At 64.1% G+C, this 12,556-nt stretch carries 8 protein-coding genes; 2 read left to right on the top strand and 6 right to left on the bottom strand.

Features of this window, described 5'->3' with window-relative positions; translation table 11 throughout:
• Nucleotides 1-4: 4 nt before the first annotated feature.
• From GMST_RS06755 to flhA, 4 genes are read right to left on the bottom strand one after another with little or no spacing between them, the layout of a single operon-like run.
• Nucleotides 5-757, bottom strand: coding sequence for a FliA/WhiG family RNA polymerase sigma factor (locus GMST_RS06755; protein ID WP_183353876.1), 753 nt, complete (start codon nt 755-757; stop codon nt 5-7).
• The gene (locus GMST_RS06750) at nt 741-1,661 is read right to left on the bottom strand and encodes an AAA family ATPase (RefSeq protein ID WP_183353875.1); all 921 of its coding nucleotides are present in this window, start codon (nt 1,659-1,661) and stop codon (nt 741-743) included. Before GMST_RS06750 ends, GMST_RS06755 begins: the two co-directional genes overlap by 17 nt.
• Nucleotides 1,658-3,169, bottom strand: a complete 1,512-nt coding sequence (locus GMST_RS06745) for a flagellar biosynthesis protein FlhF (protein WP_183353874.1) — start codon at nt 3,167-3,169, stop codon at nt 1,658-1,660. Before GMST_RS06745 ends, GMST_RS06750 begins: the two co-directional genes overlap by 4 nt.
• Nucleotides 3,159-5,240 carry a flagellar biosynthesis protein FlhA gene (flhA, locus tag GMST_RS06740; protein WP_183353873.1) on the bottom strand — a complete coding sequence of 694 codons (2,082 nt, stop codon included), beginning with the start codon at nt 5,238-5,240 and terminating at the stop codon, nt 3,159-3,161. The genes GMST_RS06745 and flhA overlap by 11 nt, the downstream gene beginning before the upstream one ends.
• Nucleotides 5,241-5,543: 303 nt before the next feature.
• Here flhA and GMST_RS06735 point away from each other — a divergent pair, with 303 nt between their 5' ends.
• Nucleotides 5,544-6,779, top strand: coding sequence for a BamA/TamA family outer membrane protein (locus GMST_RS06735; protein WP_183353872.1), 1,236 nt, complete (start codon nt 5,544-5,546; stop codon nt 6,777-6,779).
• Between the two features lie 103 nt (nt 6,780-6,882).
• On the opposite strand, the gene mnmL is transcribed toward GMST_RS06735, so the two are convergent.
• Nucleotides 6,883-7,806, bottom strand: a complete 924-nt coding sequence (gene mnmL / locus GMST_RS06730) for a tRNA modification radical SAM protein MnmL/YtqA (RefSeq protein WP_183353871.1) — start codon at nt 7,804-7,806, stop codon at nt 6,883-6,885.
• A gap of 165 nt (nt 7,807-7,971) precedes the next feature.
• Between mnmL and GMST_RS06725 the strand changes: the two genes are divergently transcribed.
• Entirely contained in the window at nt 7,972-10,467 is a 2,496-nt protein-coding gene (locus tag GMST_RS06725) for a helicase C-terminal domain-containing protein (protein WP_183353870.1), read from the top strand.
• A gap of 166 nt (nt 10,468-10,633) precedes the next feature.
• Here the strand turns inward: GMST_RS06725 and GMST_RS06720 are convergent, their stop codons facing one another.
• A complete protein-coding gene (locus GMST_RS06720; RefSeq protein WP_183353869.1) occupies nt 10,634-12,247 on the bottom strand; it encodes an ammonia-forming cytochrome c nitrite reductase subunit c552 in 1,614 nt (537 codons plus the stop codon).
• Nucleotides 12,248-12,556: the final 309 nt, after the last annotated feature.

The following is a 12,556-nucleotide window of genomic DNA, read 5'->3' as shown; positions in this document are numbered from 1 at the left end:
TCTCCTAGGCCACGCGCTTCATCTTGCCGCGCAGCCTGATGATGGCCTGGCTGTGCAGCTGCGAAATCCGGCTCTCGGTGAGGTCGAGCACCGCGCCGATCTCCTTCAGGTTCAGCTCCTCGTAGTAGTAGAGGGTGATCACGATGCGCTCCTTCTCGGGGAGGGCGTCGATCGCCTCGGCCAGGCGCTCCACGGTCTGGCGCGCGATCAGCTGGCTCTGCGGGCTCTCCGTGCTGCGGTCCTCCAGGACGTCCAGAAGTCCGAACGGGGCGCCATCCTCGTCGTGCCAGGCGTCGTCGAGGCTCACGAAGGAGAGCAGGTGGATCTCCTCCAGAAGCCGGAAGTAGTCCTTGAGCTCCAGCCCCATGGCGAGCGCCACCTCGTCGGAGGAGGGGTTGCGCCCCAGGCGCTGCTCGAGCTGGGAGAACTCGCGCTCCAGGCGCTTGAACTTGTCCCTGAGGCTCCTGGTCAGCCAGTCCTGGGCCCTCAGCTCGTCCATGATGGTGCCGCGGATGCGCTGCTCGGCGAAGGTCTTGAACTGCACCCCGCGCGCGGGATCGAAGCGCTCCGCCGCCGAGATGAGCCCGATGACCGCCGCGCTCCTCAGATCGTCCCGGTCCAGGTGGGGGGGGAGCGAAGAGGCGATCCTGTCCACAATGAACTTGACCAGCGGCAGGTGGGATACCACCAGTTCGTCCCTGGTGAGCGGCACGGCGCGGTGCGCTTCCTGCTCATACGCCTTAAGAAGACAGTTCATGATTTCTCCACTCCTTGCGTCGTGCGGCCGGCGGGTCCAGCGGCGCGGCAACGGCGCCGGCAGGTCCCTCTGTCGTCAGTTGCTGAGCCAGGGTCTGGAAGTGCTGCGTGACCGTGGCATCGGGGAACAGGCGGCTGAGCGTTCCGCGCCGCTTGCCGGATTCGACGAGTAGTTCGTCGTGGAGGATGCACCCTGCGTACTCCAGGGAGACCTCCAGGAATTTCCCGGTGATCGCCGAGAGTTTTCTGAAGAGCGCTGCCCCCTCTTCGGCGTCTCGGCACCGGTTGACCAAAAACCTGAACTTCAGGGCGCCGTAGCGCCCGGACAGGGTTTTCACCATGGTGTAGGCATCGGTGATCGAGATCGGCTCCGGGGTCATCACCAGCATCACCTCGCGGGCGGCGCTGGCAAACCCGGTGACGTTGGCCGGAATGCCGGCGCCGGCGTCGATCAGCACGAAGTCGAAGCGCTCCTCGAGCCGCTCCATCGCCTGGAACAGCCCCAGCCGCTCGCTGGGCGAAAGCGACTGGTACTGCTGCACCACGGTCCCGGCCGGCAAAAGCTGCACCCCGCCCCCCAGGTCCACCACCAGCTCCTCGAGGCTGTGCTCGTTTGAGAGCACCTGGTTCAGCGAGCAGGTGGGGAGGATCCCGAACCGCATGCAGAGATCGCCCTGCCCCCGGTCGGCATCGACCACCAGCACCCGCTCTCCGCGGTCGGCCAGTGCCTCGGCCAGGTTGATCGCCACCGTCGACTTGCCGGCGTCGTCCTTGCCGCCGGTGACCGAGATGACCCGGCTCCCCGTGCGCCGCTCGGGCCTGGGCTCTCCGGACCGGCGTTTCTTGGCGCTGCCGGCCAGCTGGCGCAGCATGTCCGCTTGATCTGTAGTGCGTGCCGCGGTCATCGAGCGGACTCCTTGACCACCAGCGAGGCGAGTTTCTTTCCGGTTGCCACTTCGATATCCTCGGGTACTTTCTGACCGGTGGTCAGGTAGGAGACGGGGAGCTTGTGCTTTAGGTGCGCGTTGACGATGCTGCCGTAGCTCTCGCTCTCGTCCAGCTTGGTGAACAAGACGCGCGAGACGGGGAGCTCGCCGAAGGTAGCCACGATCTCGTCCAGTTCGCGGCTGCGGGTGGTGGCCGACATGCACAGGCAGATCTCGATCCCCGGGTGGCAGGTGAGGTAGGACCTCAGTTCGGCGAGCCGCTCCGAATCCTTGTGGCTTCTGCCGGTGGTGTCGATGAGGATCAGGTCCTTGTCCGCGTGGGCAGCCAGCACGTTGGCGAGCTCCTGGTCGGTGGCGGCGACCTCGAGCGGCAGGTCCATGATCTTCGCGTAGGTCTTCAGCTGCTCGATGGCACCCACCCGGAAGATGTCGGCCGTGACCATGGCCACCGAGGCGCCGCGGTTCAGGGCGTGCATGGCGGCGAGCTTCGCGATGGTGGTGGTCTTGCCGACCCCGGTCGGGCCGACGATGGCCATGATGCGCGGGCCGTTCTTCTTCATGCGCAGGGCACCCGAGCACTTGATCTGGCCGGCCAGGTTCTCGGCGAGCTGGGCCCTAAGGTCCGCCAGTTCGGCGCCTGCGGCGGCCGCCTCGCGCAGCGGGGCGACCAGCATCTCCACGACCTCGGCCGAGAGTTCCTCGTCGCGCAGGCTCTGCGCCAGCTTAGCAAGGGGGGCGCTCCCGGCTGCCGCTGCGGCCTCCGGGGCGGCGGCCGCCTCGATTTCCAGGACGCTTGCCGGCTCGGCCCTGAAGATCCGCTCCTCGGCGGCTTCCGGCTCGGGCGTGGCGGGTACCGGCTCCCGGAAGCTCGGGATCTGCAGGCCGGCCAGCTGCTCGCGCAGGGCCTGGGCGTCGAAGGCCGGCGCCGCCTGCGGCTGGGCGCTCTGTGCTGCGCCGACCGTCGGGAAGCTGACCGGCTTGGCCTCCTGTTTGCCCGCCACCGCGCTGAACAGCAGCTTCTTGATCTCCTCGAGATCCTCCTTGCCGAAGGTGCGCGGCAGCTCCGCGGGGGGGGCGACTGCCGCCGGCTGGGCCGCCGGCTGCACGCCCTGCAGTCCGGCCTGCTGCGCGGCTTCCTTCTTGGTGAGGGCCTCCAGGCGCTGCTTGAGCTCGCGCACCTCGCGGGCCAGGGGGAGCAGCATGGAATTTTGGAACTCCTCCTTGGTGGAGAGTTCGCGTGCCGGCGGTGCCGCCGGTTCCGGCGTCTCGCGGTAGGGGTTGGGACGCTGGACCGGTCTGGGTTCCAGGGCGGCGGTCACCTCGAAGTACGGCTTGGAGAAGAAACCGAGGATCCCCTTCTTGCGCTCCTTCTTGGAGGAGAGGATCATAGCGTCGAGGCCCATCTCGGCCTTCACCATTTTGAGGGCTTCCACCATCTCGCCCGCTTGAAACGTTTTAACTAGCATTGAGCACCACCACGCCTAAGGATTGGATTTTTATGTTGGGGGGGATCTCGTTGTGGGAGATCACCGCCAGGTTCGGCATATACCGTTCGGTGAGTTTCTTCACGTGTCGACGGATGGTCGGCGAGGCCATCAGGACCGGCAGCGCGCCCGCGCCGTCGAAGCGCTCGGCCTGGCGCCGGATGCTGGCCAGGATCGCCTGCGCCGTGTTGGGTTCGATGGCCAGGAAGCTCCCCTGCTCGGAGAGCTGGACCGCGTCGACGATGGTCTCCTCGACGTCCCGGTCCATGGTGATGACGCAGAGGGTGTCGTCCTCGCGCTGGTACTGTTCCACGATGTAGCGCCCGAGGCTTTGGCGCACGAACTCGGTGAGCATCTCCGGGTCCTTGGTCACCCCGCCGTAATCGGCCAGGGTCTCCAGTATGGAGCGGAAGTCGCGGATCGAGACCCCTTCCTTCAGGAGGTTCTTCACGACGCGCAGCACGGTACCCAGGGAGAGCAGCGAGGGGACCAGCTCCTCGACCACCTTGGGGAGCGTCGCCGCGACGCCGTCGAGAAGCTGCTGCAGCTCCTGGCGTCCCACCAGCTCGTGGCCGTGCTTCTTGGTGATCTCGGAGATGTGGGTGGCCAGGATGGTGGTGTTGTCCACCACGGTGTACCCCGAAACCTGCGCCTGCTCCCGGTCCTTCCCCTTGATCCAGACCGCAGGGAGCCCGAATACCGGCTCGGTGGTCTTGATCCCCTCCAGTTGGCCGGCGGCCCCGCCGGAGTCCATGGCGAGGTACTGGCCGGAGAGTTCGCCCCCCCCCACCTTGGCGCCGTTGATGAGGATGTTGTACTCGTAGGGTTTGAGCTGCAGGTTGTCGTGGATGTGGATCGGCGGGACGATGAAGCCCATCCGGTCGGCGAACTGCTTGCGGATCGAACGGATCCGGTCCAGAAGCTCCCCCTGCTGGCTTGCGTCCACCATGGGGACCAGGCCGTAGCCCACTTCCAGCTCCAGCATGTCCAGCGGCCGGATCGTGCTGATCTTGTCCTGGTCCTCGTCGCTTGCCTGGGTAAGCGCCACCGAATCCTCCACCTCTTCCACCTTCTCGCGTGCCATTCTGCTCACCAGGTACGAGGTGCCCGAGAGGAGCAGGAAGGCGAAGTGCGGGAAGCCGGGGATGATGGCGAAGGCGAAGAGCACCCCGGAAGTGACCAGGAACGCCTTGGGGTAGTTCAGGAGCTGACCGGAGATCTCGTGTCCGAAGTTGTTCTCGTCGGCGGAGCGGGTCACGATGACGCCGGCCGCGGTGGAGATGATGAGCGCCGGGACCTGGGCTACCAGCCCTTCCCCGATGGTCAAAAGCGTGTAGTTGGAGAGCGCCTGGTCAAGCGGCATCCCCTTCTGCCAGACGCCGATCACGAAGCCGCCGACGATGTTCACCAAAACGATCATGATGCCGGCGACCGCGTCCCCGCGTACGAACTTGGAGGCACCGTCCATGGAACCGTAGAAGTCGGCCTCGCGGGAGACCTTCTTGCGGCGGGCCTTGGCTTCCTTGTCGGTGAGGATCCCGTTGGAGAGGTCGGCGTCGATGGCCATCTGCTTGCCCGGCATGGCGTCCAGGGTGAAGCGGGCGGCGACCTCGGCGACGCGGCCGGCCCCCTTGGTGATGACCACGAAGTTGATGATGACCAGGATCAGGAAGATGACCGCGCCCACCACGTAGTTGCCCCCCACCACGAACTGGCCGAAGGCCTTGATGACCCCGCCGGCGGCCTCCACCCCTTCCGAGCCGTGCAAAAGGATGAGGCGGGTCGAGGCGATGTTGAGCGCCAGGCGGAACAGCGTGGTGACCAGGAGGATCGAGGGGAACACCGAGAAATCGAGCGGCTGCACCGTGTAGAGGCAGACCAGCAGGATGACCAGGGCGATGGTGATGTTGGCGGCGAGGAAGATGTCCAGCAGGATGGCCGGCAAGGGGACGATCATCAGCGCAAGAATCCCTATCAGGGCAAGCGCCATGTAGATGTCCGCGTTCTTGCTGGGAGTAGGGACCTCGAGGGTCTCCACTGCGCTGCTGGCCATAGGTACCGTTCCTTCTCTCCGCGTGGGATAACTTGCGCAGGGAGTTGTGCAACCGGTATGCCAGCGGTCGGCAGGTTTTTCAAAGGCGATGATTTTGCCAGTGAAACCGCGCAGGGAGCGACTTCAGGGACGCGGGGGAACAGGCGGAAATCCGGCGGGGGTCACGTCATTTTTGTCTGATGCCAGTCAAGTTTTTGACCGGCAAGCCGGCGCGGCGCCGGAGCGGACCGGAGGCGCTTTTTGTGGTTGTAAAAATGCCTGAGAGTAGTTATCTTTGCCATTTTTAAGATCGGATGGAGAACCATGCGCACCAGCATTTTCTTTCTCATACTGTTTCTGATGGCGTGTCTTGCCGGCTGCACCAGCTTCATCCCTGCGGCGAACCTTCCCTTGGTCCGCACGGATCAGGAGACCGTCAAAGTCGTGACCATTCCGCTCCCGGTGATCGCCTCCAGCCCCAACGAGGGGATCACCTACGGCGGGCTCACCGCCTTCTTATTGCATAACCAGAAAGACGAGGTCACGACGCTTTTCGCGCCGCAGGTCAACTACAACGAGAATTTCGGGGTGACCGGAACCCTCTACGGGGCCTTTTACCCTTCGCCGTTGCGCAGCGTCGAGGTGAACCTCGCCAAGTCCGGGCGCATCAACGAGGACTACGAGATCAAGCTGCGCGACCAGGACCTGTTCGACCGCAAGCTGGAATTGAACCTCTTCGTCTTCGGTTTCCGGGACGGTTCGGCGCGCTTCTTCGGCTTCCAGTCGCGCAGCGCTTCGAAGGACGAGTCCAACTACACCGACCAGGAGATCGGCTTCACCGCCTCGGCCGGTTATCCGATCCTCCCCAACACCCAGCTGGTCTTTGGCGAGCGTTACAAAGATGTCGAGATCGGTACCGGCGCCGTGAAGAAACTCCCCTTTCTGCGCGACGTACCGCGTTTTGCGAACATCCCGGGAGCCGACGGTTTCGCGGCGCACGCCCAGCAGCTCGCCCTGGTGTACAGCACCATGGACAACCAGGTGATCCCGACCACCGGGATCAGGGCGAAGGCCAGTATCGAGTCGAGCCTGACCGCCTTTGGCAGCAGTGCGAACTACCGGCACTACGAGGCGGAGCTCAAAGGGTACTACCCGCTGCTGGACGCGCGCTTCATCACGGTAGGCAGGATCGGCTACAACCAGACCCTGGGAAATGACGTCCCGTTCCTGGAGCGCAGTATCCTGGGTGGCGAGAGCACCCTGCGCGGCTACGGCCGGAACCGGTTCATCGACAACAGCTACTTGTTGTGCAACCTTGAGGAGCGCATCAGGCTGTTTCGTTGGGAGGTGTTCGGGGTGCGGGCCGACTGGGAGCTCGCTCCCTTCATCGACCTGGGGAGCGTGATGAAGTCCCTGGACGAGGGCGATACCAGTAGTTTCGAGTTCAACCCGGGGATCGGGTTCAGGGCCGTGGTGAGTCCGAACATCATCGGCCGCATCGACGTGGGCATTGGCAAGGAAGGTCCGGCGGTGTTCGTCGGGCTGGGGTACCCGTTTTAACTGCGGTGCTACGTTCTATGTTCTACGTTCTAAGTTAACGGCGCGCCAAGTGGTCGTCATGGTCGAAGAGTTTGAAGCACCACGTTTCGGTTTAACGTAGAACCTAGAACGTAGAACCTAGAACCTGTTTTTGGCCCTGCCTGCTCCCCCGCCGCTCCAGTTCGTGGTCGATGCAGTTAAGCACCTCGAACTTCTTAAGCGACCACTGGGGCGCTATCAGGTCCGCCCGGTTGCCGTCGCCGGTCAGCCGGTGCACCACGATGTTCGGGTCGAGGCGCTCCAGGAAGTCGCAGACCAGCCCCACGTAACCGTCGCGGTCCAGCATGGGCACCCTCCCCGCCTGGTACTCTTCCGCCAACCGGGTGCCGCGCATCACGTGCAACAGGTGCAGTTTCACCCCGTCCACCTTGGCAGTATTCAAAAACTCCGCACCCGCCAGCATCTCCTCCCGACTCTCGCCGGGCAACCCCAAAATGACGTGCGCACAGACCCGGATGCCGCGCTTTTGACACCCCTCGAGCGCCCGGTTGAAGGAGTCCAGGTCGTGGCCGCGCCCGATGGCGGCAAGGGTCCGATCCAGGTGCGACTGCAGCCCGAGCTCGAGCCAGAAATAGGAGCGCTCGGCGTACTCCTGCAAGAGGTCCAGCGTCTCCTCCGGGAGGCAGTCGGGGCGGGTGCCGACGATGAGCCCCACCACGTCCGGCACCGAAAGCGCCTCGTCGTAGAGCTGCCTCAGCTTTTCCACCGGCGCGTAGGTGTTTGAGAAGGACTGGAAGTAGGCGATAAAGCGCGTGGCCTTGTACTTGCGGACCATGACCTCCTTGGAGTGTTCCATCTGGGCGGCCACCGAGGCCTCCTCGAGGATGCCGTAGGACCCCGAGCCCCGGCCGCCGCAGAAAATGCAGCCGCCGGTCCCCACACTGCCGTCGCGGTTCGGGCAGGTGAACCCGGCATCGACCGAAAGCCGCTGCACCTTGCAGCCGAAGACCCGCTTCAGCTCTTCGGAAAAACTGTTGTAGCGCTGCATTGTCGTGTAATCCCCCGGGCGCACAGTAGCACAGTCCGGCGCCAAAGGCGATAGGGGCACCCCGTCCGATCAGTCCGATGGGGCGGATCAGTCCCATCAGGCGCGGGTCCCCCAGCCCCTTTTCTATTGCCTCCCCCCGGCAAAGCCTGTATCTTCGAGGGCGTCATGCTTAACTCTTTTTCTGACCACGCAATTCAGCAGCTCCGCGCAGCAATCGCCGATGCCGGCGGCAACGAGGTTTTCTTCCTGGGACGCACCGACGACGCCCTCTTGGTGGTGGACGTCGAACCGCTGGCCCGCGGCAACCGCGACGCCGTCGCCGCCATCATGATCGCCGCCTCTTTCGGCGACGTAGTGATCCACAACCACCCCTCCGGTCACTTGACCCCCTCGCAAGCGGACATCGAAATCGCCTCGCTCATGGGCAACCAGGGGGTCGGCTTCTACATCATCGACAACAAGGCGGAACGCTGCTACCAGGCGGTATCCGCCTTCGCGCGCAAGGTGGTGGAACGCCTGGCCTTCCCCGAGGTGGAGCGCTTCTACGCCCCGGACGGGGTGCTGGCCCAGGCACTTTCCGGCTACGAGCACCGCCCCGAACAGACCCGCATGGCGCTCACCCTCGCCGAGGCCTTCAACGACGAGAAGGTCGCCGTCGTCGAGGCCGGCACCGGCACCGGAAAATCGCTCGCCTACCTTTTGCCGGCGGTCCTCTGGTCGGTGCGCAACAAGGAACGCGTAGTCGTCTCCACCAACACCATCAACCTCCAGGAACAGCTGATCCAGAAGGACATCCCCTTCCTGCAAGAGCACCTGGATATCGAGTTCCGCGCGGTGCTGGTCAAGGGGCGCGGCAACTACCTCTGTCTGCGCAAGCTGCAGACCAACGCCGCCGACGCCTCCCTCTTCAAGGACGAGACTGCCGAAGAACTGGACGCCATCGCCCTTTGGAGCAAGCAGACCGAAGACGGCTGCCGCAGCGACCTCTCTTTCATCCCCAAGGACGAGGTCTGGGAGGAGCTCGCCTGCGAGTCGGACCAGTGCGGCCGGGTCAAGTGCCCCTTCTACACCCGCTGTTTCTTCTACAAGGCCCGCCGCGAGGCCGCCGGCGCCGACGTCCTGGTGGTGAATCACGCGCTGTTGCTTGCCGACTTGGCCGTGCGCCAGGAGACCGGCTACGACGCCACCGCCATCCTCCCCCCCTTCACGCGTCTGGTTTTTGACGAGGGGCATCACCTGGAGGACGTCGCCACCAACTTCCTCTCCAGCCAGGTCTCCCGCCTGGGGCTCATGAAGCTTCTGGGCAAGCTGCAGCACCCCCGCAAGGCGCACCGCGGCATCCTGCCGCAGCTTTCCACCCAGCTCTCCTCCGCGGTCCCCGAGGCGCAGGACGACCTCTACCTGGAGATCGCCGAGGTCCTCGAGGGGAGACTGATCCCGAAGCGGGTGGCCATCAACGACGCGGTGGCCCGCGGCATGGACGCCATCGGCGACGCGCTGGTGGAAAGGCTGAAACACGTGGGGATCGAGCAGAAACTGCGGGTAACGCCGGAGGTCCACGGCTCGCCGCTTTGGAAGAAGGTAGCCGCAGAGATCGAGACCATGTGCAAGGAGCTCTCGGACTACGCGCTCTTGATGCAGACCTTTTTGAAGTCGTGTGAAAAGCTCTCGGACAAGGTGCTGGAGAAGCTCGCCGGCCCGCTCACCGACCTGCGGGGCGCCAAGGGGCGCATCGAGACCGCCGTCGAGGCGCTGCACTTCTTCACCAGCCAGCAGGAGGATTACTGCCACTGGTTCGAGCTTAGGAAAGGGCCGCTGGTGAAGCTCTGCTCCTCGCCGCTCGAGGTGGCCGAATCGATCAAGAAGGTCATCCTGGACCGCTTCAAGACCATCGTGCTCACCTCGGCGACCCTGGCTGTCGGCGAGAAGTTCGACTTTTTGAAGCGCCGCACCGGGATCGCCATGCTCCCCAAGGAGCGGGTGAGCGAGCTGTTGCTCCCCTCCCCCTTCGACTACGCCCACCAGGCCTTCGTCGGCGCCCCCTCCGACATGCCCGAGCCGGCCTCGCCGCAGTTCGAGGCGAGACTCTGCAGCCACCTGTTGCAGGCGCTGAAGATCTCCCAGGGGCGCGCCTTCGTGCTCTTCACCTCGTACGACCTTTTGACGCGGGTGGCGAACCGCCTCGCCGAGCCGCTCAAGGCCGCGGGGCTCACCGCCATGCGCCAGGGCGAAACGAACCGGCACCTCCTCTTGTCCCGCTTCCGCACGGCACCCAACCCGGTGCTCTTCGGCACCGACTCCTTCTGGGAGGGGGTCGACGTGCAGGGGAAGGGGCTCGAGCTGGTGGTGATCACCCGGCTCCCCTTCCGGGTCCCAACCGAGCCGATCCTCGAGGCGCGCAACGAGCATATCGCCGCCAAGGGGGGTGATCCCTTCATGAGCTACACCGTGCCGCAGGCGGTGATCAAGTTCAAGCAGGGGTTCGGCAGGCTGATCCGGAGCAAGGAGGACCGCGGTGCGGTGCTCATCCTGGACTCCCGCGTGCTCACCAAGAACTACGGGAAGATCTTCCTGACCGCGCTGCACGGCGTGCAGGTGAAAAAAGAGCCCGAAGAGGAACTCTGCCGCCAGATGGCCGCGTTCTTCGGGCCACTGGGGTAGCTTTCCCGGGAGCATGACCCACGCTTCGAGCCTGCCGAGTCGATCTTCCCCACCTGAACCAAGCCGCAGTATGCGCGCGGGGCCCCTGTAACCCTCAGCTCCCGCAGCCACAAAAAAAGCGCCCCGACCGATACCGGCCGGGGCGCTTTTCTGGATGTTCCCCTGGTTACTTCTTCTCGTCCTTCTTGACCAGCATCGCGTCGTTCAGGACCTTCACGCCCGCCTTGGAGGCGCTGATGGAAGCGGTCAGGCTGTCGCGGGCGAGGGCCGGGTTGTGGAAGCCGTCGCTGTTCTCGGCGGTCCAGTACTCCCAGAGGACGTGGGCCTCTTCGTGCTTCTCGCGGGCCTGTGCCAGCACGGTCTCGGGCACACCCTGGCGCTGCGCCGCGGCGTAGGTGTCAATGAGGTTCCCCAGCCAGTACTCGGCCTTGCGCATCTTACCCTTGGTGTAGTTGCGGATGGTCTCGATCTGGTACTTCTTCTTGGCCGCGCTGTCCTTCGGGTGGCAGCCGAGGCAGGCCGCCTGGACGTCGTTCACCGGACGGATCACGGAGTGGCTGGAGAACTTCTTGCCGTCTTTGCCTTTCTTGGTCGGCATGTGGCACTGGTGGCACTGGACGCCGGCCTTGTCGTGGGTGCTGCCCGCGTAGGTCTCGCTCTCCGGGTGCTGGAGCTTGATCAGACGCGCGCCGGTAATCGCGTGCTTGAAGTCGTAGAAGTCGAGCTTCTTGTAGTGCGCCAGGATCTCCTTGGCGTTTTTCAGCGGGAAATGGTTGGTGCGGGAGTCGTCGTACTTGACCGGTTTGCCGTCGCTCCACTGGCCGCCTGCGTTGCAGTTGTACTCCACGTGGCACTGGGCGCACATCATGCGGGAGTCGGTCTTCTCCATCACGCCGATCTTGCGGAAACCGCGGAAGTCGACGACCTTCAGGTCGGTCTTGCCACCCTTGGAGAAGATGTTGCCGCTGGTGTTGCTCTGAACAGCCTGGATCAGGGCGTCCCTGATCACGCGGGGCTGGGTGCCGTGCGGGTCGTGGCAGGTGATGCAGCCGAGAGGATTGTCGACGGCCTTCGCCACGTCGTTCACGTTGGAGGTGCGGTCGAACTTGCCACCCTTGTCACCCAGGAACTTCCACTTGAGGGTGAGGTCCGAGGTCTTGCACTGCATGCAGGTCGGGTTGCCGGCCATCGCGGACTCGGGGATCTTGGTGTTCGGACCCTTGTCTTCCAGGATGTCCCAGGTCTTGCCGACCTTGTCGTAGTTTGCCCAGCCGCCCTTGAACTGGTAGCGGCCGCCCTGGAAACGGTCGGAGGCGAACTGGTCGACAACCATGTGGGCGTGGCCGCGCGGCTCGGTGTGCTCGAAGGTGAAGCCGTGGCCGGCCAGAAGCTTGTCCTGCATCGGGGAACGCCCGCCCGGAACGCCCTTCTCCTTGCGGGCGCCGTTCGGATCGTAGTGCACTTCGAAGAAGCTGTCGTACTGGCTCTTGTGGCAGGTGCCGCAGACCGCGTGGTCCAGACGGGTCACCGGCGCCTTGGAGGAGTCTTTCAGGTGCTCGTCGAGCTTGTCATGGCAGGTCTTGCAGGAGAGGGCGGCATGTTTCGACCCTTCCTTGAGCGCCTTCACCTCCTCGTGGCACTCGTAACACTTGGCGCGTCCGTCGTTGACCGCTTTCGGGGCCGGTTTCGTCTTTGCGGCGGTGGTGAGCGTCGGGAGCGCCAGTGCGGTTAGCACACCAGTGCCCAGAGCTGCAGCAAGGACCAGGTTCCTCTTCAGCATCGTTTCCTCCTCAATTGCATGGGTAGTCGTCCAGGAAGGGCTGCGCCGTTTCCCGAACCTCGAATCCAATAATAAAAAACGGCTCACGGAACAAAACAGAGCTATTGTAGTCGTATCAAAGGAAGAAAAAAATGACCAAAGTCAAAACCAGGTAAGCAGGCCGAGCAAACTCTGGATCAGAATCGCGGCGTCGTTAGGTGAAGAACGCGTGCCATCCGACACAGTGTAGAGTGAGGCGAAAGGTTGGCAATGTGCGATTAATCTGAGAGAGTGCTTGACGTACGCTAACCGGAGTGCTGAATTTCCTGT

Source organism: Geomonas silvestris (assembly GCF_014193515.1).
GTDB lineage: Bacteria > Desulfobacterota > Desulfuromonadia > Geobacterales > Geobacteraceae > Geomonas > Geomonas silvestris.
This window is presented reverse-complemented; position numbering and strand designations above follow the sequence as displayed.